This is a genomic window from Polaribacter sp. HA6-7, assembly GCF_055693625.1.
Genome location: NZ_CM146338.1, coordinates 411,497 through 437,004, shown reverse-complemented (window position 1 = coordinate 437,004; position 25,508 = coordinate 411,497). Strand labels below are relative to the sequence as shown.

Annotated in this window: 20 protein-coding genes and 4 pseudogenes; 14 read left to right on the top strand and 10 right to left on the bottom strand. The window is 31.8% G+C overall.

The genetic code is table 11. The features are described 5' to 3' along the window. Positions 1-17: 17 nt before the first annotated feature. Both ACZ1HD_RS02495 and ACZ1HD_RS02490 read right to left on the bottom strand, forming a co-directional pair. Positions 18-458 carry a hypothetical protein gene (locus ACZ1HD_RS02495; protein WP_472688562.1) on the bottom strand — a complete coding sequence of 147 codons (441 nt, stop codon included), beginning with the start codon at positions 456-458 and terminating at the stop codon, positions 18-20. A 193-nt stretch (positions 459-651) separates the two neighbouring features. Then, positions 652-2,192 (bottom strand): annotated as a pseudogene (locus ACZ1HD_RS02490) (glycine--tRNA ligase). 351 nt (positions 2,193-2,543) lie between these two features. Here ACZ1HD_RS02490 and ACZ1HD_RS02485 point away from each other — a divergent pair. Both ACZ1HD_RS02485 and ACZ1HD_RS02480 read left to right on the top strand, forming a co-directional pair. Then, a complete protein-coding gene (locus ACZ1HD_RS02485) occupies positions 2,544-3,035 on the top strand; it encodes a ComF family protein (RefSeq protein ID WP_472688561.1) in 492 nt (163 codons plus the stop codon). A gap of 161 nt (positions 3,036-3,196) precedes the next feature. Further along, positions 3,197-3,952 (top strand): Ig-like domain-containing domain, encoded by a 756-nt coding sequence (locus tag ACZ1HD_RS02480; protein WP_472688560.1) that lies wholly within the window; start codon positions 3,197-3,199, stop codon positions 3,950-3,952. A gap of 39 nt (positions 3,953-3,991) precedes the next feature. Here ACZ1HD_RS02480 and ACZ1HD_RS02475 read toward each other — a convergent pair whose 3' ends face one another. Next, positions 3,992-4,153, bottom strand: a complete 162-nt coding sequence (locus ACZ1HD_RS02475; protein ID WP_472688559.1) for a hypothetical protein — start codon at positions 4,151-4,153, stop codon at positions 3,992-3,994. A gap of 361 nt (positions 4,154-4,514) precedes the next feature. On the opposite strand from ACZ1HD_RS02475, the gene ACZ1HD_RS02470 reads away from it, so the two are divergent. Together ACZ1HD_RS02470 and ACZ1HD_RS02465 are read left to right on the top strand one after the other, a co-directional pair. Next, positions 4,515-4,667, top strand: a complete 153-nt coding sequence (locus ACZ1HD_RS02470) for a hypothetical protein (protein WP_472688558.1) — start codon at positions 4,515-4,517, stop codon at positions 4,665-4,667. A 105-nt stretch (positions 4,668-4,772) separates the two neighbouring features. Continuing rightward, positions 4,773-5,564 (top strand): THC0290_0291 family protein, encoded by a 792-nt coding sequence (locus ACZ1HD_RS02465; RefSeq protein ID WP_472688557.1) that lies wholly within the window; start codon positions 4,773-4,775, stop codon positions 5,562-5,564. A gap of 512 nt (positions 5,565-6,076) precedes the next feature. Here ACZ1HD_RS02465 and ACZ1HD_RS02460 read toward each other — a convergent pair. Then, positions 6,077-6,679 (bottom strand): RNA polymerase sigma factor, encoded by a 603-nt coding sequence (locus ACZ1HD_RS02460; RefSeq protein WP_077811046.1) that lies wholly within the window; start codon positions 6,677-6,679, stop codon positions 6,077-6,079. Positions 6,680-6,852: 173 nt separating this feature from the next. Here ACZ1HD_RS02460 and ACZ1HD_RS02455 point away from each other — a divergent pair. The 3 genes and pseudogenes from ACZ1HD_RS02455 to ACZ1HD_RS02445 form a co-directional block, all read left to right on the top strand. After that, positions 6,853-7,715 (top strand): annotated as a pseudogene (locus tag ACZ1HD_RS02455) (sigma-70 family RNA polymerase sigma factor). A 220-nt stretch (positions 7,716-7,935) separates the two neighbouring features. Then, complete coding sequence (gene rpe, locus ACZ1HD_RS02450; protein ID WP_077811045.1) at positions 7,936-8,592, top strand: ribulose-phosphate 3-epimerase; 657 nt, start codon at positions 7,936-7,938, stop codon at positions 8,590-8,592. Continuing rightward, positions 8,593-9,938, top strand: a pseudogene (locus ACZ1HD_RS02445) (exonuclease domain-containing protein); the annotation flags it as partial. Positions 9,939-9,993: 55 nt separating this feature from the next. On the opposite strand, the gene ACZ1HD_RS02440 reads toward ACZ1HD_RS02445, so the two are convergent. After that, positions 9,994-11,130 (bottom strand): PepSY-associated TM helix domain-containing protein, encoded by a 1,137-nt coding sequence (locus ACZ1HD_RS02440; protein WP_472688556.1) that lies wholly within the window; start codon positions 11,128-11,130, stop codon positions 9,994-9,996. A gap of 383 nt (positions 11,131-11,513) precedes the next feature. Between ACZ1HD_RS02440 and ACZ1HD_RS02435 the strand changes: the two genes are divergently transcribed. Then, positions 11,514-13,112: a hypothetical protein gene (locus ACZ1HD_RS02435; RefSeq protein ID WP_472688555.1), complete on the top strand. Its 1,599-nt coding sequence runs from the start codon at positions 11,514-11,516 to the stop codon at positions 13,110-13,112. Positions 13,113-13,502: 390 nt separating this feature from the next. Here ACZ1HD_RS02435 and ACZ1HD_RS02430 read toward each other — a convergent pair whose 3' ends face one another. Beyond that, on the bottom strand, positions 13,503-13,697 hold the full coding sequence (locus ACZ1HD_RS02430) for a hypothetical protein (protein WP_472688554.1): 195 nt from the start codon (positions 13,695-13,697) through the stop codon (positions 13,503-13,505). A gap of 292 nt (positions 13,698-13,989) precedes the next feature. Here ACZ1HD_RS02430 and ACZ1HD_RS02425 point away from each other — a divergent pair, with 292 nt between their 5' ends. From ACZ1HD_RS02425 to ACZ1HD_RS02415, 3 genes are read left to right on the top strand one after another with little or no spacing between them, the layout of a single operon-like run. Beyond that, positions 13,990-14,805 carry a PA14 domain-containing protein gene (locus ACZ1HD_RS02425; RefSeq protein ID WP_472688553.1) on the top strand — a complete coding sequence of 272 codons (816 nt, stop codon included), beginning with the start codon at positions 13,990-13,992 and terminating at the stop codon, positions 14,803-14,805. Then, complete coding sequence (locus ACZ1HD_RS02420; protein WP_472688552.1) at positions 14,765-15,235, top strand: CshA/CshB family fibrillar adhesin-related protein; 471 nt, start codon at positions 14,765-14,767, stop codon at positions 15,233-15,235. The genes ACZ1HD_RS02425 and ACZ1HD_RS02420 overlap by 41 nt, the downstream gene beginning before the upstream one ends. Further along, the gene (locus tag ACZ1HD_RS02415) at positions 15,205-15,447 is read left to right on the top strand and encodes a CshA/CshB family fibrillar adhesin-related protein (RefSeq protein WP_472689439.1); all 243 of its coding nucleotides are present in this window, start codon (positions 15,205-15,207) and stop codon (positions 15,445-15,447) included. Before ACZ1HD_RS02420 ends, ACZ1HD_RS02415 begins: the two co-directional genes overlap by 31 nt. Before the next feature lie 127 nt (positions 15,448-15,574). Here the strand turns inward: ACZ1HD_RS02415 and ACZ1HD_RS02410 are convergent, their stop codons facing one another. Continuing rightward, positions 15,575-15,787 (bottom strand): hypothetical protein, encoded by a 213-nt coding sequence (locus tag ACZ1HD_RS02410; RefSeq protein ID WP_472688551.1) that lies wholly within the window; start codon positions 15,785-15,787, stop codon positions 15,575-15,577. 175 nt (positions 15,788-15,962) lie between these two features. Here ACZ1HD_RS02410 and ACZ1HD_RS02405 point away from each other — a divergent pair, with 175 nt between their 5' ends. The 3 genes from ACZ1HD_RS02405 (at position 15,963) to ACZ1HD_RS02395 (ending at position 23,672) form a co-directional block, all read left to right on the top strand. After that, positions 15,963-20,168 (top strand): beta strand repeat-containing protein, encoded by a 4,206-nt coding sequence (locus tag ACZ1HD_RS02405; RefSeq protein WP_472688550.1) that lies wholly within the window; start codon positions 15,963-15,965, stop codon positions 20,166-20,168. 227 nt (positions 20,169-20,395) lie between these two features. Further along, complete coding sequence (locus ACZ1HD_RS02400; RefSeq protein WP_472688549.1) at positions 20,396-22,102, top strand: hypothetical protein; 1,707 nt, start codon at positions 20,396-20,398, stop codon at positions 22,100-22,102. A 253-nt stretch (positions 22,103-22,355) separates the two neighbouring features. Beyond that, complete coding sequence (locus tag ACZ1HD_RS02395; RefSeq protein WP_472688548.1) at positions 22,356-23,672, top strand: T9SS type A sorting domain-containing protein; 1,317 nt, start codon at positions 22,356-22,358, stop codon at positions 23,670-23,672. A 69-nt stretch (positions 23,673-23,741) separates the two neighbouring features. Here ACZ1HD_RS02395 and ACZ1HD_RS02390 read toward each other — a convergent pair whose 3' ends face one another. From ACZ1HD_RS02390 to ACZ1HD_RS02380, 3 genes and pseudogenes are all read right to left on the bottom strand, one after another. Continuing rightward, positions 23,742-24,194, bottom strand: coding sequence for a GatB/YqeY domain-containing protein (locus tag ACZ1HD_RS02390; protein ID WP_077811041.1), 453 nt, complete (start codon positions 24,192-24,194; stop codon positions 23,742-23,744). Between the two features lie 18 nt (positions 24,195-24,212). Beyond that, a pseudogene (locus ACZ1HD_RS02385) lies at positions 24,213-24,660 on the bottom strand (retropepsin-like aspartic protease). Between the two features lie 46 nt (positions 24,661-24,706). Beyond that, positions 24,707-25,498, bottom strand: a complete 792-nt coding sequence (locus tag ACZ1HD_RS02380) for an alpha/beta hydrolase (RefSeq protein ID WP_472688547.1) — start codon at positions 25,496-25,498, stop codon at positions 24,707-24,709. Between the last annotated feature and the right edge of the window lie 10 nt (positions 25,499-25,508).

The following is a 25,508-nucleotide window of genomic DNA, read 5'->3' as shown; positions in this document are numbered from 1 at the left end:
AAAATCCGTTAGAATTATTATTCTAACGGATTTTTAATTTTAATAAAATATCGATTAACCTCGAGAACACATTGCGTCCCAAGTTGTCCGAATTTCACATTAACACCTCCCATTAAAGGTTTTTCATCGGCTATTAAACCAACAAAAGAGGCACAATTAGCATTACAGCCAATTACATTTTTACTACCAGATTGTGCAGGAACATTAACTCTCATAGGTGGATTTGTAGATGAATTTAATGCAGTAACTTCAATATTAAAGTCTCCTGATAAATTTGGAGTTTTTATTTGTTTTGTAGGGTTTTCTGAAGTTATTGTATCACTCCAACTTCCTTGAGAAAATGTAACCGACCAACCTTTTACAACATTTGCCGTATCATTTTGTGGTGATATATAAACCCAAAACTGAGCTCCTCCTCCTAATTTAACTTCATTTTCAATATTTGCAATTCCAGACATAATAAATTGTTTTATAGCTTCTTACTCTGTTGTAGGTTTTTCAGATTCCACCTTTTTAGAGTTGTAAAATTGAAATAAAACAATTGATAATTTTAGCGTGTAATTACTCTTTTTATAAATTCTAGTACTTGTACTTAAGTAAAATACCCCATCGATTATGATGAGGTATTTATACTTTATAGTTAAAATTTAATTACATTTTTTGCAACCAAGTTTTAATATCTACTTCTGCTTTTATAATATCTTTTAAATCAGAAATTTTAACACGCTTTTGCTCCATAGTGTCTCTATGTCTTATTGTAACAGATTTATCTTCTAAAGAATCATGATCTACTGTTATACAAAACGGTGTACCTGCGGCATCTTGTCTTCTGTAACGTTTACCAACGGCATCTTTTTCATCATAAAAAACATTAAAATCCCATTTTAAGTCATCCATAATTTGCCTTGCAACTTCTGGTAAACCGTCTTTTTTAACTAACGGAAATATTGCTGCTTTAAAAGGCGCTAAAACTGCTGGTAATTTTAAAACTGTTCTTGTTGTACCATTTTCTAAAGCTTCTTCTTGTAAAGAATTAGAAAAAACAGCTAAAAACATTCTGTCTAAACCAATAGAAGTTTCTACTACATAAGGTGTGTAATTTTTGTTCTCTTCGTGATCGAAATATTGTAATTTCTTGCCGGAAAATTCTTCGTGAGCTTTTAAGTCGAAATCTGTTCTAGAATGAATTCCTTCTAATTCTTTAAATCCGAAAGGAAACTTAAATTCGATATCTGCAGCAGCATCTGCATAATGAGCTAATTTATCATGATCATGAAAACGGTAATTATCTGCACCCATACCTAATGATAAATGCCATTTTAAACGCGTTTCTTTCCATTGATTATACCATTCTTTTTGTGTACCAGGTTTCACAAAAAATTGCATTTCCATTTGTTCAAACTCACGCATTCTAAAAATAAATTGTCTTGCAACAATTTCATTTCTAAATGCTTTACCAGTTTGAGCAATTCCGAAAGGAATTTTCATTCGTCCGGTTTTTTGAACATTTAAAAAATTCACAAAAATACCTTGTGCAGTTTCTGGTCTTAAATATACTTGTGTAGAACTATCGGCTGACGCACCAATTTGAGTACCAAACATTAAGTTAAACTGCTTAACTTCTGTCCAGTTTTTAGAACCTGTTAACGGGTCTGCAATTTCTAATTCTTCAATTAATAATTTTACATCAGCTAAATCTTCATTTTCCAAAGATTTACCCATTCTAGATAAAATAGTATTAATTTTTTCTTGATAACCAAGAACTCTACCATTAGTAGCTAAAAATTCTTCCTTATTAAATGCATCACCAAAACGTTTTGCAGCTTTGGTTACTTCCTTGTTTATTTTACCTTCAATTTTGGCACAATAATCTTCTATTAAAACATCTGCTCTATATCTTTTTTTAGAATCTTTATTATCAATTAAAGGATCATTAAATGCATCTACATGGCCGAAGCTTTCCAAGTTGTTGGGTGCATTAAAATAGATGCATCTATACCAACAATATTTTCGTGCATTTGCACCATTGCTTTCCACCAATAATCTCTAATATTTTTCTTTAACTCAACACCATTTTGAGCATAATCGTAAACCGCACTTAAACCGTCATAAATTTCAGATGATTGAAATACATAACCATATTCTTTAGCGTGCGATAATACTTTTTTAAATTGATCTTCTTGTTTTGCCATAATGGCGACAAAGATAAACGTTTAGACAACTTTTTCAAGAAAAAATAATTTCATTTTAACAAAAATAGTAGGTTATTATTCCGATTAATCATAGTGAAACTTAAAAATCAGACTAAAAAAAATAAAGTATCTTTAATAAAAAAAGCGAACGAGGAAAAATGAAATTTTTAAAGGATTTATTACATCTTTTTTATCCTGAAATTTGTGCAAATTGCCAAAATCAATTGCTTAGAAATGAAACCATATTGTGTTTATTATGCAGACACGATTTACCTTTAACTAATTTTGATAGTTATACTGATAATAAAATTACCAACTCTTTTAAAGGTAGAGTTTTAATTGAAAAAGCAAATGCATTATTATTTTTCAGAAAAAAGTATTACAAAAAATTTAATTCACGAGCTTAAATATAAAAACAATGAAGATATTGGCTTGTTTTTTGGAAATTGGCTTGGTGAAGTATTAGCAAATAATAAAGAATTTTCTAAAATAGACTGCATTGTTCCTGTACCTATTCACGCTAAAAGAAAACGTAAAAGAGGTTATAACCAAGTTACCAAATTTGGTGAGACTTTAAGCAAACATTTAAACATACCGTTGGTTGAAGGTGTTTTAATTCGGAATTTAGACACTATAACACAAACCCGAAAAAGTAGATTTGAACGATTTAACAATTTAGAAGCTAAATTTGAAATTACAGACAATTCAATTTTAAAAAATAAACACATTTTAATTATAGATGATGTAATTACAACAGGAGCAACAATAGAGGCTTGCGCAAAAGAACTTTTAAAATCTACCGGAATTAAAATTAGCATTTTAGCAATGGCTTACACAGATTAAATTTTGTGATTTATTTTGAAAAATAAATTGTTAATTTGTAGAAAATTTACTTTTGTGAAATTCATTTATAAATCTCTTTTTTTATTGTTCTTGCTATTTTAATAGTTAGTTGTGCAAAAACAGGTAGACCAGATGGTGGACCTAAAGATGAAAAGGCTCCTTTGTTTGTAAGCTCAAACCCGCCTTATAAAACAATCAACTTTAATAAAAAAGAAGTTAAATTAGAGTTTAACGAGTTTATAAAACTAAAAGATTTAAACAAACAATTAGTAGTTTCTCCGCCGTTAAAAAATCCATTATTGGTAACACCTCAAGGAACAGCTAGTAAGTTTTTAAAAATAGAAATCTTAGATACTTTAGCAAAAAACACAACTTACATTTTTAACTTTGGTAATGCTATCGAAGATAATAATGAAAACAACAAATTAGAACAATTTAAATACATCTTTTCTACAGGAAGTTATATTGATTCTCTTGAAACATCGGGAACTATTAAAGACGCTTTTTTAAACAAAAAACCAAAAAACACAAGTGTTGTATTGTATAAGTTAGACAGTACTTACACAGATTCTATAATTTACAAACAAAAACCAAATTACGTAACTACTGCTATAGACACAACCACTTTTAGGTTTACAAATTTAAAAAAAGGAAAATATCTTTTAATGGCATTAGAAGAATCTACTAGCGATTATATTTTTAATCCTAAATTAGATAAAATTGGTTTTTATACAGACACAATTACATTACCAAAAGATAGTATTATTAATATACCTATTACACTTTTTAAAGAAAAACAACCTTACGCTTTTAAAAGGGCTAAAGAAATTACAAAAGGTAAAATAGAATTTGGATACGAAGGTGAAATAAAAGATTTTAAAGTTTCTCTATTATCAAAAGTTCCGAGAAGATTTTAAGAGCATTTCAAAGTTCGAAACAGATAAAGATACTTTAAACTATTGGTATACACCTTTAGAATTAGACTCACTTAATTTTCTAGTTACTAATGATATTTTTATAGATACAGTAACAGTTAAATTTAGAAAGAAAAAACTAGATTCTTTAACTCTAAAACCTTCTGTTGGTGGCACCTTACAATTTAGAGACACCTTTTTCATAAAAAGTAACAACCCGATTACAAAATTAGATACCACTAAAATTTCACTTATAGATAAAGATACAATTGCAGTAAATTACTCGAGTTTTCTTTCTAAAAAAGAAAACAAAATTGGTTTTATATTTAAGAAAAATCAAAAAGAAAACTACACATTAAAAGCATTACCAGGAAGTTTTACTGATATTTATAATATTGAAAACGACACCTTAAATTATAATTTTAAAACTTTAGAGTTAGAAGATTATGGTAAAATTACCTTAAACGTTGTAAATCAAGATTCAGAAAACTTAATTATTGATTTACTAGCTGGCAAAGATTTTGATCAAATTGTTGAAAGAAAATATTTAAACAAAACAGAAAAATTGGTTTTTACATTTTTAGAACCCAATACTTATGTGGTTAGGGCAATAATTGATAAAAACAATAATAAAAAGTGGGACACTGGAAACTTTTTATTAAGACAAAAGCCGAGAAAACATTATTTATTATCAAGAAGAGCTAAAAGTAAGAGCTAACTATTTTTTAGAGGGTAACACATTCATAGTTAAAAACTTAAAATAATCTTGCAACTGTAAAAAATTTATTTATCTTTGTTTTTTTACTTTTAAGACCCCTAAATCTTGAGAACCCCTATAACAATTATTTTTGTAATTGTTTTTATTCTAGAATTTAAGGCGCAGCATTACACACACGATATCGGTGGTTTTGTTGGCACCACTAGTTTACAAACAGATTACGGTGAGAGAAACCATTTTGGAAGCGAGTATAACAACAAAGGTATGTCTTTTGCTGTTGCTCATTATCTTCATTTTTTCAACAGAACATTGCGTTGGGATCCTAATGACATAATGAGAAATCACTTAATGGTTAAAACAGAAATTCAGTATATAAAAAATACCGAGCTAGAACATCATGGCTATTGGGCTTCTAAACAAAGTTATGGTGGTGAGCAACTAAGGGCCATGAAAGGAAGTATAAGAATGATAAATTTAGGTTTGCATTTAGAATACTTTTTAAGACCTCTAGAAGAATTTGTTTATCCTTACACAGATATTTCTTTCAATCCATTTTTTACTTTTGGTATTCAGTATTCATTTTATAACAATAGTTTAAAATCTGAACTTGGTAATTGGCAAGAAGATATAGCGGTCTTACCTAAAAAATATACAGAAGAAAATTCTTTAGATATTGGTAGCGGAGAAGCTTTTGCTTTTAATATTGGTTTAGGAACCGGATATAAACTTACTGAAAAACTAGACTTATCTGCTCAATTTAATTATTCTTATTTCTTTTCTGACACAATAGATGGGTTAAAAGCAGAAGTTTTTGAAAACAGAAACAATGAATGGGCATTAACCATGCAAGTTGGTTTAATATATCACCTTAACTTTAGTACTCCGTTATTCTATTAAAGCTAATAATATCTTTATTAAATCGAATAAAATCACTATAAATTGATATAGTTGTTTTTATTTGACATGAAGATATTTAGTCAAAAAACACTATCATATTATTTTAAAAAATTAAGATTCAGTATAAAATAGTTTTACTAACTATTTAGTATTTGAAGAGGGAATTTAAGTAAGATAGTTTTCAGCATACTAACTTGTGCTAAATATAGTTTTAACGTTCTGTATCAAAAACTAAAATTTAATCAAAGAATTGAATTTATTCAAACTTGACTACTATATAAGGTAAAAATTTAAAAGGGAAAAAATTTCTAAATGTAGAGGGCAATTTAGAGTATAACTTACTTTAAATTAATATAGAAATTAGTTAGGGTTCTTGGATATTTTAAGACGTATCGGTCTGCTATTTCAAGTGTATGTTTAATCATTCTAGCATCTACTAAAACCTTGTGTTTAACGTTAGAGGAAACTTTATGCTTTGGTAGAATTTTCTTGAATGGATTACTCATAATTATTTATAATGATTCGTATACTTTAACAACCTTGGCTTTGGCTCGTTTAACTCTCATTTTAACTGCACTTTCACCAATATTTAAAACTTCTTTTATTTCTTTAATACTCTTATCATCTTGGTATTTCATCAATAAAATCATTTTATCCGAAGGATCTATTAAAGATAAAGCTTTTGCAAGTTTAGCAGATTTTAATTCTAATAAATTAGCATCTTCAATTTCTTCAAAAGAATCGTTATTCTCTTTAATTTGATCTGTTACAATTGTAACTTTTTCTTTTTTCTTATGGCTGTTTCTTTGCACATAATTTACACAAAAATTATATGTAAAAGAATACAACCAAGTAGAAAACTTAGAATTACCTTTAAAAGTTTTTAATTTAACAAATAGTCTAACAAAAACATCATGCATTAAATCTTCTGCTTCTTCTTTGCTTTTTGAAAAACCATAACACTTATTATATACAACGCTAGAAAATCTATCGTATAATGTTGCAAATAATTCTGTATTATTAGTTCTAACTATTTCGAAAACTAATTCTTCATCTGTAATTTTTAATTCTATCGTATTCACTTCGGTTGGTTTTATGACACTAAATAACAACATAAGTCACACTTAAAATTTTTAAAAAGATAAACGGTTACTATTTATCGGTAAACGGTTAAATATTATCTTTTTGTAAAAAAATCGTGTCTTTTTGTAACATTATGTTTCGTTCTTCCGTATAAGTAAGTGTAGCAAGAGTATTAATCCTTAAAAAAAGGTTAGAGAGAATTTAGATGAGACAACTAAAAATTACCAAGCAGGTTACTAATAGAGAAACCGCTTCATTAGACAAATATTTACAAGAGATAGGAAAGGTAGATTTAATTACTGCCGATGAAGAAGTAGAATTAGCACAGTTAATTAAAGCCGGAGACCAAAGAGCTTTAGAAAAATTAACTAAAGCCAATTTACGTTTTGTCGTATCTGTTGCAAAACAATATCAAAACCAAGGATTAACATTACCAGATTTAATTAACGAAGGTAATTTAGGTTTAATTAAAGCTGCAAAACGTTTCGATGAAACTCGTGGTTTTAAATTTATCTCTTATGCCGTTTGGTGGATTCGTCAATCTATATTACAAGCATTAGCAGAACAATCTAGAATTGTACGTTTACCTTTAAACAAAATTGGTTCTATTAATAAAATTAACAAAATGTACGCTTTCTTAGAACAAGAAAACGAGCGTCCGCCTTCTGCAGAAGAAATTGCTAAGAAATTAGACATGACTGTTAATGACGTTAAAGAGTCTATGAAAAATTCGGACGTCACGTATCTATGGATGCACCTTTAATTGAAGGTGAAGATTCTAATTTATACGATGTTTTAAACTCCGGTGAATCACCAAACCCAGATAGAGTTTTATTACACGAATCTTTACGTATAGAAATTAATAGAGCTTTAGAAACATTGACTCCAAGAGAAGCAGATGTTGTAAAGTTATACTTTGGTTTAGGTGAGCACCAACCAATGACTTTAGAAGAAATTGGTGAAACTTTCGATTTAACAAGAGAACGTGTTCGTCAAATTAAAGAAAAAGCAATTAGAAGATTAAAGCACACGTCTAGATCTAAAATTTTAATGACTTACTTAGGTTAGCAACTACAAATTGCACTAAATATTTCATTCATACTCTTAAAAAAGTATAAAAAACTTAAAACTCTCGAAATTCTTTTCGGGAGTTTTTTTTGAAGCTACTTCCTGCTTTCAGTACTCGCTTATTTTCTTATCAAACAAAACGCCAAAAAATTAAAACCTTGGCTATCGACCTTCGATTAATTACCTTTGCAAAACTAAATAACAACACAACAACAAATACATGAGTAATTTAATTGCACCTTCGGTTTTAGCAGCAGATTTTGCCAACTTACAGCGCGATATAGAAATGGTTAATAATAGTGAAGCAGATTGGTTTCATATAGATATTATGGATGGCGTTTTTGTACCAAACATTTCTTTTGGAATGCCTGTTTTAAAAGCCATTAAAAAACACGCTACTAAAACAATCGACGTACATTTAATGATTGTAAATCCAGATCAATACATTCAAACATTTGCAGATTTAGGTGCAGATATTTTAACAGTGCATTATGAAGCTTGTACACATTTACACAGAACAGTGCAAGCCATAAAAGCTGCCGGAATGAAAGCAGGAGTTGCCTTAAATCCGCACACACCTATTGCTGTTTTAGAAGACATTATTGCAGATTTAGATTTGGTTTGTATTATGAGTGTTAACCCAGGTTTTGGAGGACAATCATTTATAGAAAATACGTACAAAAAAGTAAGTCAATTAAAACATTTAATAGAGTTTACAGAATCTTCTTGCCAAATAGAAATAGATGGTGGTGTAACTAACTTAAATGCTAATAAATTAATAGAAGCTGGAGCAAATGTTTTGGTTGCCGGCAGTTATGTTTTTGGAGCAGAAAACCCTACAGAAACAATTGCCGATTTAAAAAATATTATACAGTAATTGCTATATACAGTAGTAGACATAGAAACCACAGGAAATGGATATAAAGGTTCGAAAATAACCGAAATATCCATTTTTGTTTTCGACGGAAAAAAATTGTAGATGAGTTTACATCCTTAGTAAATCCGGAACAAAACATACCTGCATTTATAACCAATCTTACTGGTATTACAAATGCCATGGTTAGAAATGCACCGAAGTTTTATGAGATTGCTAAAAAGGTCGAAGAAATTACAAAAGACACTGTTTTTGTGGCACACAATGTTAATTTCGATTATAATATAATTCACGAAGAGTTTAAAAATTTAGGTTTTAATTTTAAACGAAAAAAACTGTGTACGGTTCGTTTATCTAGAAAAATTATGCCCGGTTTAAATTCTTACAGTTTGGGTAATATTTGTACCGTAGAAAACATTCCTATAAATGGTAGACACAGAGCAAAAGGCGATGCCGAAGCAACTACAGAATTATTTAGACGATTGATAGAAAGAGATGATAATTTTATAATTAATTCTTTTTTAAACCCTCGCTCTAGACAAGCAACCTTACCACCTTTATTAGATAAAAAAATTGTAGATAATTTACCTGAAACATTTGGTGTCTATTATTTTAAGAATAGCGATAAAGAAGTAATTTATGTTGGTAAAGCTAACAATATAAAACAGCGTGTTATTAGTCATTTTTATGACAAAAAGAAGAAAGAACAAAACATGTGTTTAGAAACTGCTGATATTTCTTTTATCAAAACAGGTAGTGAATTATTAGCATTATTGTACGAATCGGAAGAAATTAAAAGCATTTACCCAAAGTACAATAGAGCACAAAGAAAATCTGGAGAAGCCGTTGGTTTATTTTCTTATGAAGACCAAAAAGGAATCATTCATTTAGCATATAATCGGTTAAAATTAATTCCGAATGCAATGATGAAATATTACTCTGTTGCAGAAGCTAGAAAGCACATAGAAAATTTGTGCGAAGAATTTGAACTTTGTCCGAAATATTGCCATTTACAAACAAATGTATCTAGCTGTTTTCATTATCAGATTAAAGAATGTAAAGGAGTTTGTTGCGGTAAAGAATCTGTAGAAAATTATAATTTACGCGTAAAAGAAGCAATAAACTCTGTAGGAATTGGAGCAGAAAATCTAGTAATTAAAGAAACTGGAAGATCAGAAAATGAAGTAGGTTTTGCTTTAATTTTAGACGGAATTTACAAAGGTTTTGGTTATGTAGATTCTGATCAAGCGAATCAATTAACTAATCCAGAAGATTATCAATTTTTTGTTCAGCCTAAAAAAGACAACAGAGATGTACAAAGAATTATTGCAGCATATTTAAAGAAAAAAATACTTTTAATGAAGACATCAATAGTATTGAATCTTCAGAAAAAGTATAAGTTTATTATCTTTCTACTTCTTTTTTATTTTTCTTTAATTTATTCAACCAAATTATTGTTCCGGTAACAGGTAAACTTGTTGCAATTAAACATGCTAAGAAATATATAATTTTAGAAAGCATTCCGTATATTTCTCCTGTATGTAACGGTTTTATTAAAGAAGCTATTTTTACATTAAACGGTTTGTCTTTAAAATAATCTACAGCCAAAACTTTGCCTGAGGCATCTAAATATAATTTATCAGTAAAAACCGGTGAAAAACTAGAATCATCAGACTTTCTAAAACTATAATAGTTGTTTCTGTTACTCGGAAAAGTTACCGACAGTTCACCTTTATAATCTAAAGTTTTATTAGCAGTAGCAATCAACTCATCTACAGTTAATATTTTATCGGTAGGTATTTTATCTACATTAAGTTTAACACTAGAACGATTAAAAACCTTTGTACCAAGAACAGTGCTTAAACCTTCTCTATAACCTTCAAAAGACCAACATAAACCAGTTAAACCCATAATTACAATAAAAATACAAGCGTAAAAACCTAAAGTATTATGTAAATCATGATTTATTCTTTTCCAATTTGCGTTGAATTTTATTTTAAATCCTTGCTTAAAGTTTTTTAATTTAATTTTTCTTGGAAACCAAAGAACAATTCCGGTAATAGAAAGAATCAAAAATATTATTGTAGCAATACCTACAATTGGTCTACCAACAGTTGTATCTAACATTAACCACCTATGCAATTTAAACAAAACAAGTAAAAAAGCATCTGCACTTGTTTTTTGTACTTTCTTTACTTCTGCATTAAAAGGATTTACCAATACTTTTGCGCCTCTTCTTTCTTTTAAATCTTTTTTTACAGTAAAAACATAAGGCTTTAAATCATTTGTAGGAAGTGTAACTCCAGTAACAAAGCCTATTTCTTTTTCTTTTAGCGTATTAACAAGAGAAGAAATGGCTATTTTTTCATTTGTTTTTTCAATTGTAAGCTTTTCAGCAAAAAAATCTTTTATCTCGTGTTCAAATGCTAAAACTGTACCCGTTAAACAGACCACAAAAAGTACAATTCCACTGGCTAAACCAAGCCAAAGATGAATATCGTTAATTAGTTTTCTAAAAGTATATGTAGTTTTTTGTTTCATCAATAGAAATTATGTATTTATTTAGACTCACTTTAAATAATGAATGCAAATATAAAAATTACTTTGACAAATACAATTTTATTTAGAATTAATATAAATAATTATTCTATAGTAAATATCTTCATTTTTATTTAATTATAGTTAATATTTATGTGACCATTATAACTTATTGGTGTCAAAATAATGATGCATGATAAATAATGATTACTTTTGTGCTCTTAAAAATTTTTTTATTTTATGTTAACATATGTAAAGAAAGCGAAAATATTTGGGGGAATACTTCGTTTTAAACTGCATACTACCCTAGTCCTATTCACACTAATAGGTATTTTAAATTCATCTAATGTTTTAGCTCAATCAAGTATAGATTGGAGTACAGCAAATTGGCCACAAGGTTCTACTTCGGTACTGTTAATTTAACAACGCCTGCTGGTTTTAAACAAGAATCGGTTACAATTAACATTACTCGTAATGCAAATGATGGTAATTTTTTCTCAAGTGCTGCTACCGGAACTTTTCCAAGAATAGATCGTGCTTCCGGTGGTGTATTTGGTGGTGTTGACGATCTTGGTGTTGCGTTTGACCCAGCAGATACTGGTAGAACAAATGCAGATTCACCTGTAACCATTACATTAAATTTTAGTCAAAATATAACAAACCTTAGATTTGGTATATCAGACATAGATCATAGTAATCCTAGGGTAGATAGAGTTACTGTTACAAGTAATGCAGGCTCACCAAACTCAATAACAATAGTAGACCCACCAAATACTACGGTAGCTTCTACAACAATTAATTCTGCACAATCATCAACTGCAAATGCAGATTCAAACAATAATGATAACGGGTCTATCATTGTAGATTTTGGTTCTAAGTCAGTAAGAACGGTTACAATTGTTTATACAGATAATAATAATTCAAACGGAGCAAGAGGAGCAGGGTTTTTAGGCAATTTTACATTAACAACCGCAAATATAATAGATGCAGTAAATGACTCTGCTACTACTACTTATGGCATTGGTGGTACTGCTATAAATAATGTCTTGTCAAATGATATTTTAAAAACTGTAGCACCAACGCTGTCAACAGTTAATTTAACACAAGTAAGTACAACTAATTCTAATGTTAGTTTAAACACATCTACAGGCGCTGTAAATGTTTCACCAAATACACCTGTTGGCACCTATACATTAGTATATAGAATATGTGAAAAAGCTTCAACCTCTAATTGTGATACAGCTTCTGTTACAATAACCGTAACACCTCCGGATAATGACAATGATGGTATTGCAGACGATGTAGATTTAGATAATGATAATGATGGTATTTTAGATACTGATGAAGGATATACGTGTCCTAGTTCTAACTATGTTAATTTAGATCAAAGTTTTACCAATGCCAATACAAATACAAATGGTGGTACAAATTCAGGAACAGTTTTAAACACGTATTCCTTTAATGATGCAAATGCAACTTTATCTTACGAAGTAACAAACGGAGCTACTTGGTCTAGCGGTGTTGCTAGTGCAGGACCAACAACGGGGGTTGATGGTAATTATGTTAATGTACAATCTAAAGACACAAATTTTCCTTACGGTTCAAATTATCAAAATAATGCTAGCTCAATAAAAGTAGCCGTTTATACCTTAACTTTTAACAAGCCTGTATATAATTTAGAATTAAAGTGGTCCGGTTTAGACAATGAAGATAGAGTAGATTTTATAGGTAGTTTAGATGGTACGAATGTACCTTTAGTAGTAAATAATAACACATTACCTAACAATACTTTTTTAATAGAAAACCAATCGGTGTATAGTATTGCTAATGCAGGTAATGCACCTAATAACGGTGTAATTGTTTCAACTGCACAACCAATTAATAAAATTACATTTGTAACAGGTAAATATAATGGTAATGCGGGTAATGTTACCATGCAACTTTACGAATTAAAATATTGTTTAGCTCCGAGACACAGATGGTGATGGAATTGCTGATTATTTAGACTTAGATTCTGATAACGACGGAATAACAGATGTTATCGAATCTGGTGGCACAGATACTAATAGAGATGGTCAAGCAGATGGAAATGTTGGTACATCCGGTACTACAAATGGTGTACCTAGTTCTGCTGGCACAGGAAATACTCCTGCTAACTCAGATTCTGATACATTACCAAATCATCTAGATATTGATGCAGACAATGATGGTATTCCAGATAATATAGAAGGACAAACTTCAAATGGTTACATCGCGCCAAGTGGTATCGCAAGTAATATTACAGATACTAATAATAATGGTGTAGATGATAATTATGAATCTGGTGCAATAATAGGTTTCGATCCAGAAAACACAGATGGTATAGACAATCCAGATTATTTAGATTTAGACTCAGATAATGATGGCATAACAGATATCAGAGAAAATGGAAATAACAATAACTCTTTAACTGGTTCAGATTCAGATAATGACGGTTTAGACAATGCTTTTGATGATAATGACGATTCTAACATTTCTGGTGCTACAGTTAATGATGGATTAAACAGTGGTAACAAGGTTACAGATATCAACTCATTAGAAAATGCTTATGGTGATAACGATGACAACTTTAATCCTGGAGACGGAGATTTAGACTATAGAGATTTTAAAGATTCTGATAAAGACGGAATTGTAGATTCTGATGATTTAGATGATGATAATGATGGTATTTTAGATACAGTTGAAATAGCCTCTTGTGTAGGTAGTTTAAATTATGAATTTTATGATAGTGTTCCTAGCGGAAATACAGTAGATAATATTCCTACTACTGGTGCTACTGCTACTGGTACAGTTACTAATTTTGATGTAACGGCTTTACAAGAAATGGTTACACCATCAGATAACCAAACGTATAGTATTAGATATAGTGGTTATATAAATATTCCATCAACTACAAATTATACTTTTTACTTAAATTCTGATGATGGTTCTAAACTTTTTATAGACGGAAATCAGGTAGTAGATTACGACGGTTTACATGGAGCCGGTGGATTAGTTACTGGAGACAACATTCCTTTAAAAGAAGGTTTACATGAAATTACTGTTTTATTTTTTGAAAATACAGGTGCGCATTCATTAGATGTAGAATACTCTAGTTCAACCATTTCAAGAAGAAATTTACCATTTTCAATATTATCACCTAATTGTGATACTGATGGCGACGGAATTTCTAATCATTTAGATATAGATGCAGATAACGATGGTATACCAGATAATATAGAAGGTCAAACTTCAAATAATTATGTTGCACCAAGCGGAATCGGAACATCAATTACAGACTCAAATAATAACGGTGTAGATGATAATTATGAAAATGGTCAAGTAGGCTTAACTCCTGTTAATACAGATGCTTCAAACGATTCTATTCCAGATTATTTAGATTTAGACTCAGATAATGATGGTATAGATGATGTTTTAGAAAATGGAGATACTGATAATGGCGCATCTGGTAATGATACTGATGGTGACGGTTTAGACGATAATTTTGATGACAATGACGATAGTAACACAGAAGGTTCTACTGTAAATGATGGTTTAGGTACTGGTAATAAAGTTACTAATGCAGCTACTCTAGATACTGCTTACGGCGATCAAGACAATGATTTTCCTGGTTCTCGGCGATTTAGACTACAGAGATAAAAATGATATTGATAATGATGGTGTAGCAGATCTTTTCGATTTAGATAACGATAATGATGGTATACCTGATGTAGACGAAATGGATTGTAGTGGTAATAACCTAGGTAATTCAGCTCCTTTATTGGGTGCTTTTAGAGACAATATCTTTTGGTTAAATTGGGATGGAGATTTCACAAACGGTATAAACTTAGGAGACAGCAAAACATTTACAATGCCAGATGGCTCTACTATAACAGCTACTGTTGTTTCAGCATCAGCTAAAAATGGGTTAACAACAGATTTTGTACCTGTAGATATGGCTGCTTGGGATGCAAATCCAAATCCACATTTAAAACAATATTACGATACAACACCAGATAATGAAGTTATTTACAATCCTTCGGTAAACCTTCTTCTGAAATCGACTTTACAATTCGATTCACAGGTTTAAATAATAATATTGTATTCACACCAAACCTTGTAGTTGCAGATGGTGAAAGTACAGATGAAATTACAGAAAAAGCACAATACTATACTTCGGGTACAAACTGGGAATTATTAGATAATATACCTAATACTTTTACAAATTCTAGTATAAATGCTAAAGAAGCATTTTTAGAAGGAAATGACTCGGCTCTGGAGGAAATGGTTTTTATGTTTTAAAATCAAATAAAGCAAATACAATTAGAGTTGTTCTTAAAAACACTGTAAATGGTTCTTCACAAGGTGTTGCTTTCGGAATTTTCTTAGACTGTTTACCTATAGATTCAGATAACGACGGAATTCCAAATCATTTAGATTTAGATTCTGATAACGATGGAATTCCGGATATTGTTGAGGTAGGTGGAACAGACACAAACGGTGACGGTAAAGTTGACAATATTAATGCCAATGGTACTTTAATTAATGATGCTAACAATAACGGTTTAGATGATTTATATGATGTTGATAACGGTGGTAATACAATACCTAACTTAGATTCTGATGGAGATGGTATTCCCAATACCCAAGATTTAGATTCAGATAATGACGGTATTGCAGATATTGTAGAAGCTGGTGGAACAGATACAAACGGTGACGGTAAAGCTGATAACTTTACGGATGCTGATAATGACGGATTTAATGATGTTGTCGATGGTGATGTTGGTCAAGATGGTACTTCAGAAAATACTGATAACGTGTTAATCGTTACTGGTGCTGACACAAATAACGATGGAACGCCTAATTCTTATCCTGCTGGTGATACTGATAACGACGGAATCTTAGATCATTTAGATTTAGATGCTGATAACGACGGTATCGCTGATGTTGTTGAAGCTGGTGGAACAGACACAAACGGTGACGGTAAAGCTGATAACTTTACGGATGCTGATAATGATGGATTTAACGATGTTGTCGATGGTGATCCTACAAATGCTTTAGCTAACGGTAGTGATGCCAATGGTGCAAACACTGATAACGCTTTAATCGTTACTGGTGCTGACACAAATAACGATGGAACACCTAATTCTTATCCAAACGGTGATACTGATAACGACGGAATCTTAGATCATTTAGATTTAGATGCTGATAACGACGGAATTGCAGATGTTGTTGAAGCTGGTGGAACAGATTCAAACGGTGACGGTAAAGCTGATAACTTTACGGATGCTGATAATGATGGATTTAACGATGTTGTCGATGGTGATCCTACAAATGCTTTAGCTAACGGTAGTGATGCCAATGGTGCAAACACTGATAACGCTTTAATAGTTACTGGTGCTGACACAAATAACGATGGAACACCTAATTCTTATCCTGCTGGTGATACTGATAACGACGGAATCTTAGATCATTTAGATTTAGATGCTGATAACGACGGAATTGCAGATGTTGTTGAAGCTGGTGGAACAGATTCAAACGGTGACGGTAAAGCTGATAACTTTACGGATGCTGATAATGATGGATTTAACGATGTTGTCGATGGTGATCCTACAAATGCTTTAGCTAACGGTAGTGATGCCAATGGTGCAAACACTGATAACGCTTTAATAGTTACTGGTGCTGACACAAATAACGATGGAACACCTAATTCTTATCCTGCTGGTGATACTGATAACGACGGAATCTTAGATCATTTAGATTTAGATGCTGATAACGACGGAATTGCAGATGTTGTTGAAGCTGGTGGAACAGATTCAAACGGTGATGGTAAAGCTGATAATTTTACGGATGCTGATAATGACGGATTTAACGATGTTGTCGATGGTGATCCTACAAATGCTTTAGCTAACGGTAGTGATGCCAATGGTGCTAATACTGATAACGTGTTAATCGTTACTGGTGCTGACACAAATAACGATGGAACACCGAATTCTTATCCAAACGGTGATACTGATAACGACGGAATCTTAGATCATTTAGATTTAGATGCTGATAACGATGGTATCGCTGATGTTGTTGAAGCTGGTGGAACAGATACAAACGGTGACGGTAAAGCTGATAACTTTACGGATGCTGATAATGACGGATTTAATGATGTTGTGGATGGTGATCCTACAAATGCTTTAGCTAACGGTAGTGATGCCAATGGTGCTAATACTGATAACGCTTTAATCGTTACTGGTGCTGATACAAATAACGATGGAACGCCTAATTCTTATCCTGCTGGTGATACTGATAACGACGGAATCTTAGATCATTTAGATTTAGATGCTGATAACGACGGTATCGCTGATGTTGTTGAAGCTGGTGGAACAGATACAAACGGTGACGGTAAAGCTGATAACTTTACGGATGCTGATAATGACGGATTTAATGATGTTGTGGATGGTGATCCTACAAATGCTTTAGCTAACGGTAGTGATGCCAATGGTGCTAATACTGATAACGCTTTAATCGTTACTGGTGCTGATACAAATAACGATGGAACGCCTAATTCTTATCCTGCTGGTGATACTGATAACGACGGAATCTTAGATCATTTAGATTTAGATGCTGATAACGACGGTATCGCTGATGTTGTTGAAGCTGGTGGAACAGATACAAACGGTGACGGTAAAGCTGATAACTTTACGGATACTGATAATGATGGATTTAACGATGTTGTCGATGGTGATCCTACAAATGCTTTAGCTAACGGTAGTGATGCCAATGGTGCTAATACTGATAACGCTTTAATCGTTACTGGTGCTGACACAAATAATGATGGAACGCCGAATTCTTATCCTGCTGGTGATACTGATAATGACGGAATCTTAGATCATTTAGATTTAGATGCTGATAACGACGGTATCGCAGATGTTGTTGAAGCTGGTGGAACAGATTCAAACGGTGACGGTAAAGCTGATAACTTTACGGATGCTGATAATGATGGATTTAACGATGTTGTCGATGGTGATCCTACAAATGCTTTAGCTAACGGTAGTGATGCCAATGGTGCTAATACTGATAACGTGTTAATCGTTACTGGTGCTGACACAAATAACGATGGAACACCGAATTCTTATCCAAACGGTGATACTGATAACGACGGAATCTTAGATCATTTAGATTTAGATGCTGATAACGATGGTATCGCTGATGTTGTTGAAGCTGGTGGAACAGATACAAACGGTGACGGTAAAGCTGATAACTTTACGGATGCTGATAATGACGGATTTAATGATGTTGTGGATGGTGATCCTACAAATGCTTTAGCTAACGGTAGTGATGCCAATGGTGCTAATACTGATAACGCTTTAATCGTTACTGGTGCTGATACAAATAACGATGGAACGCCTAATTCTTATCCTGCTGGTGATACTGATAACGACGGAATCTTAGATCATTTAGATTTAGATGCTGATAACGACGGTATCGCTGATGTTGTTGAAGCTGGTGGAACAGATACAAACGGTGACGGTAAAGCTGATAACTTTACGGATGCTGATAATGACGGATTTAACGATGTTGTCGATGGTGATCCTACAAATGCTTTAGCTAACGGTAGTGATGCCAATGGTGCTAATACTGATAACGCTTTAATCGTTACTGGTGCTGACACAAATAATGATGGAACGCCGAATTCTTATCCTGCTGGTGATACTGATAATGACGGAATCTTAGATCATTTAGATTTAGATGCTGATAACGACGGTATCGCAGATGTTGTTGAAGCTGGTGGAACAGATTCAAACGGTGACGGTAAAGCTGATAACTTTACGGATGCTGATAATGATGGATTTAACGATGTTGTCGATGGTGATCCTACAAATGCTTTAGCTAACGGTAGTGATGCCAATGGTGCTAATACTGATAACGTGTTAATCGTTACTGGTGCTGACACAAATAACGATGGAACACCGAATTCTTATCCAAACGGTGATACTGATAACGACGGAATCTTAGATCATTTAGATTTAGATGCTGATAACGATGGTATCGCTGATGTTGTTGAAGCTGGTGGAACAGATACAAACGGTGACGGTAAAGCTGATAACTTTACGGATGCTGATAATGATGGATTTAACGATGTTGTCGATGGTGATCCTACAAATGCTTTAGCTAACGGTAGTGATGCCAATGGTGCTAATACTGATAACGTGTTAATCGTTACTGGTGCTGATACAAATAACGATGGAACGCCTAATTCTTATCCAAACGGGGATACTGATAACGACGGAATCTTAGATCATTTAGATTTAGATGCTGATAACGACGGTATCGCTGATGTTGTTGAAGCTGGTGGAACAGATACAAACGGTGACGGTAAAGCTGATAACTTTACGGATGCTGATAATGATGGATTTAACGATGTTGTCGATGGTGATCCTACAAATGCTTTAGCTAACGGTAGTGATGCCAATGGTGCTAATACTGATAACGTTTTAATAGTTACTGGTGCTGATACAAATAACGATGGAACGCCGAATTCTTATCCAAACGGGGATACTGATAATGACGGTAAACTAGACTTTATTGATATCGATGCAGATAACGATGGTATACCAGATAATATAGAAGGTCAAACTTCAAATGATTATGTAGCACCTAGTGGAATAGGTTCATCTATTACAGATACTAACAACAATGGAGTTGACGATAATTATGAAGATGGTCAAATAGGTTTAACTCCTGTAAATACTGATAGTAGTGTAGATAACATACCAGACTATTTAGATTCAGATTCTGATAATGACGGTATTTTAGATATTGTTGAAAATGGAGATACAGATAATGTTTTATCTGGATCTGACATAGACAATGATGGTTTAGATGATAATTTTGATGATAACAATGATACTAGTATACAAGGTTCAACTGTAAATGATGGTCTTGGTAACGGTGATAAAGTTACAAATATTACAAATCGGAAAATGCTTACGGAGATGCAGATAACGACTTCCCTGGAGCTGGAGATTTAGATTATAGAGATACATCAGACAGAGATAACGACGGTATCGCAGATAATATAGATATTGATGATGATAACGACGGTATTTTAGATCTTGTAGAAAATGGAAATAATGATGCTGATGGTGATGAAGATGGAGACGGAACACCTAATTACAGAGATACTACAGATAATGGAAATGCTGGTGATGGTTCTGTAACTAATTATACTGACTCAAATTCTGATGGAATTCCTGATGTGTATGATTTTGATAATGACGGAATTGCAAATCACATAGATTTAGATGCTGATAATGATGGAATACCAGATAACATTGAAGGGCAATCTACTATAGATTACGTTGCTCTATCCGGAAATGATGCTGACAACGATGGTTTAGATGACGCTTATGATGCAACACCAAATGGTAATGCAAATGGTTTAGGATCTTTAGGGTTAGCTCCTGTAAATACAGATGCAAGTGCGGCTGTTGGCTCAGATACAACTCCAGATTATTTAGATCTTGATTCAGACGGTGATGGTTTATTTGATGTTGTAGAATCTGGTGCCGGTTTACCAAATGACGGTAACGGAACATCAACAGGTACATTTGGTGCTAACGGATTGAATGATTTAGCTGAAACTGGAGATACAGATTTAGGTTATACAGATATCAACGGAGAGTACGACAATACACAAACAGATAATTTTGACGATAACGATCAAGATGTTTTAACTGTTGGTGATGTAGATTATAGAGATATTACAGATGATGGAATTCCTATGATAACACAAGTATATCAATTTGACGCAGAAAGATGGATTGAGATTACAAATATCCATCCAACAAAAAGTATTGCTGCTAACCTTATCAATATACAATTATATAAAGATAAAACTGGTGTGCAAACTACTGCGCCAGATGTAACGCACACAGTAACATCTGCATTAGCTCCAGGTCAATCGGTTATCTTTGGTAACTCTAACAATACGTTAACTAATATCAATAGTAATGCAATTGCTGTTAAAAACAACGACTTAACTGATATTAGTGGTGCTAATGATATTATTACTTTATCAAAAGTAAATGGAGTTTCTTCTTACGAAAACAGATATGATATTATCGAATCTTTTAAAGATAAAACATCGTATGTAAGAATAGATGAAACGCTACAACCTAATGTAAATTATACAGAAAGCGAATGGGTAGTTTTTGTAGATGATGCGTTAGATCCTTATAATTTCTTAATTGATTCTGCTGAGAGACATCCGCATGATCCGTTAATTTCGGAGATTGAAAGTTCGAACTCAGATGCAAATACCTTATTAGGATTGCATAGAATAGAAAAAACAACAAGAACTAGTGGTAACTGGAATAATGGTTATCCTGATAGATCTAGATATGTTTCTGTTAATGAAAATTACGAACATCAAAATGAAAGATTGAGTGCGCGTAAATTAGAGATATTAGGTTCTAATATTCTAGCAATAGATAATCAATTGTTAGTGGTAACTAATAATTTAAATATTACCACAAATGCAGAGATTCGATTGGTTGGAAAAAGTCAGTTTGTACAAACGCATACAGGAGTTGCCGATATTACAGGTAACGGAAAAATGTATGTCGAACAAAACTCTGAACTTGCAAATATTTATAGATACAATTATATGAGTTCTCCTGTAAGAACAGTCGATTTACAAACGTATTCTATAGAATCAGTTTTAAAAGACGGTACAAACCCGGTTAGTTTTGCAGGTATTGTTGGTCAAGGAGCATCAAACATTGCAAGAGATATTAATTTTGTAGGCGGTTATGATGGTAGTACAGGTACACCAATAAATATTGCAGATTACTGGATTTATACTTTTGCTAGTACAAGAGGACAAAGATCTAATTATGAACACAAGTATAAGTCAGGAACAATAGCGCCAACAGATGGTTATATTTTTAAAGGACCGAAGTAGCACAAAACTATACTTTTGTTGGTAATCCTAATGATGGAGAATTAACTACAGCAGTTGGAGGAAGTGACTCTTATTTAATAGGAAACCCATTTCCGTCTGCTATGAATGCTTTAAAATTCATTAAAGACAATATCAATTCTATCGATGGTAGTTTATACTTCGGGATCATGTAGGCGAAGAAAACACTAGTTCTGAAACTAGCGGACATAATTACCAAGGTTATGTTGGTGGTTACTCTACAATTAATCTTTCTATGGCTGTAGCTAGTTTAGGTAAACCTGCTGTTGGTGCGTTTAGCATTACCTTAGAAGCTGAACAAGCGACAACTAATACTTCTTCAATTACAGACCAATCAAGAGAGGTTGTAAGATTGAATACAAGTATAGAATTTTTAGAATTTAATAGAATTACAAGAGCTACAGATGAAATAAATATTAATTACAAATCTGCTACAGGTAAGACTTTAGTTTTCCTTAAAGACAATGTAGAAGTTGGTACTTATGATTTACCTGCAACATCAGGTTATGAAACATTTACTATTAACGATTGTGTTATTGTTGGTTCTACTATAAGATTTGAATCTTTAGATTCTAAAACAATTGATATTGACTTTATAGAAATGAATGACGATGATGGAGATGTTTCCTGTGCACCATCAAGTGGTACAGATAGTAGTTTGTTTAAAACTCCTGGAACTTACATTCCTATCGGTCAAGGATTCTTTATTGGAGGTGATTCTGACGGTGGACCAATCGTGTTTAACAACAGTCAAAGACAATATGTTACAGAAGATAGTGGGAATGCTGTATTCTTTAAATCTACAAGAAAAAAGGTTGTAGAACAAGATAATGGTGACTTTAACACATTGCCTTTATTAAAAATAGGAATGGACTTTGTTAGCGAAGATAGAGAGCCATTACACAGGCAAATTGGTGTGTCTTTTAGCCCGAACAATACTTTTGAATTTGAAAAAGGTTTTGATAGTCCTATAAACGATTTAGGTGCAACGGATGTTTATTGGAAATTTGAAAATAGTGACAACAAGTATGTTATTGCAGGAATTCAAAGTGTTTCAAATTCTTTAGAGATTCCTTTTGAAATAATAATGGATTATAAAGGTGCTGTTATTTTAAATTTAGATGATATCAAAAAGGTAAACAACACTATTTTTGTAAAAGATAAATTGAATAACAAAACATACGACATTACAAATAACGAAGTTGTTTTACAATTAGATAAAGGAGAGTATTTAAATAGATTCTCGATAGTATTTAGTCAAGACACTGTGTTAAGTGTTGATGATGCAAATCTAGAGAATCCAATAAATGATTTAATAACTACTTTCTTAGACAAAACTACTAAAGAGTTAGTAATTGATAATAAAAACAATTTAAACATCGAAAACGTAGTATTATTTAACCTTTTAGGTCAAAAAACAAACAGTTGGAACATTGATTCTACTGATAGTGAAAACAGACTTAAAGTTAAGAATATAGCTAACGGAGTATATATTGTAAACATTAAAACTGAAAAAGGTGTTATCAGTAAAAAGGTTTTGTATAACAAATAGTTATAGAAATACATAAAAATAAAAAAGCCCAAACTTATAAAAGTTTGGGCTTTTTTTATTCTTTAAAAATTACTTCATCAAATGCTTTCTTACTAAGGTCGAAATAATTTTACCATCTGCTTGTCCTGCTAATTCTTCTTGCATAACCGCCATAACTTTACCCATATCTTGCATCCCAGAGGCGTTTAAATCATCTATAGTAGCAATAACTACTCCTTCAATTTCTTCTTCTGATAAAGCTTCAGGTAAAAACTGTTCTAATACAGCCAATTCTGCAAGTTCTGGTGCCGCTAGGTCTTCTCTACCCTGCTTAATAAAAATAGCAGCACTATCTTTACGTTGTTTAACTTGCTTCTGAATAATTTTTATTTCTTGCTCTTCTGATAATTCTTCTTGAACACCAGATTCTGTTTTTGCTAATAAAAACGCCGATTTAACTGCTCTTAAAGCCTGTAAAGCAACAGTATCTTTTGCTTTCATTGCTTCTTTCATTTTATTCATTACTTCTTTTTGCAAACTCATATTTACTTTATTAAATTATTATTTTTTTGTCTTTTTTAAATATAAAACATTTTTGTTGTAGTCTATAAAGGCTTTACCTTTCTGTAAAATATCTGCACCTATAATTCCATCAACTTCATCTGCATTATGCTGTTTAAGAGCAGTATTAACATGCGACAAGTCAAATAAAACAAGGTGTAATTGATTTGTTTTCCAACTACCAATTTTTAAATTATTATTTTCAGACATCTGAGTATCCATATCAATAGCTCCTGCACCCGCTGCTTTTGTTTCACTTTCTTCTGCAATTAACTTAAAATTAGAGATGGCATTTAAACCAACACAAGAATTAGATGCACCAGTATCTAATATAAATCGGCCTTTAACACCATTTATTTTAGCTTTTAATTCTAAATGATTAGTAGCTAAGGTTTTTAGTTTAACCTTTACGTATTTCTTTTTTTAATATTTTTTCTAATTTCTTCATAAAATAATATCAGAAATCAAAAATACGATTTAAAACAATTATAAAATTAATACGATAAAATTTCTTTCATTTTGTGTTTGTAAATATCAGACTCTTTAATATTATGGTGCGTCCCACCATCAATAATAAAACAACTATTTTGTTTAGAAATATGTAGATTAATTAGAGCTATTGAATCTTTATAAGAAGTAGTAACGTCTCTATTACCATGAAATATTATAATTGGTGATTTTACCTTAATAATATCTTTACCTGTTCTAAATTTATATTTAACTAAAAAAAGCGGAATAAATTTAGAATAGTTATGTATTGCTTTGGCTAAATTAAAAAACGGAGCTTCTAAAATTAAAATTTTTGGTTGGTTATGGCTTGCGATATGTGTTGCAAAAGTTCCTCCTAAAGAAAAACCATACACAATAATATTATTTTCTTTAAACTGATTTTTTAAATGATTATAAACACAAAGAGCATCTTTATACATTGCGTTTTCATTAAAATCACCGGTGCTTTTACCATAATTTCTATAGTCGAATACTAAAACTTCGTAATTGTTATCTAGAAAAAATTGCACTCTTTTACCCCAAGTAGATAAATTACCTTTATTTCCGTGGCAGAATAAAATTACTCCTTTAGGTTTTTCTAATTTAAAATGAATTGCATTGATTTCCTTGTCTTGAGAAGTTTTGATAAAAACTTCTTCAAAAGTATTTTCAAAATTAAAATTGTAATTTCTATCTAATTTTTCTCCATTCTTGAATATAAATTTCTCCTGATTAAAGTATAAAACAAGAAAATAGATGATAATGAAAAATGGTAAAGAAAAATACAACACAATCATAAATAGATAA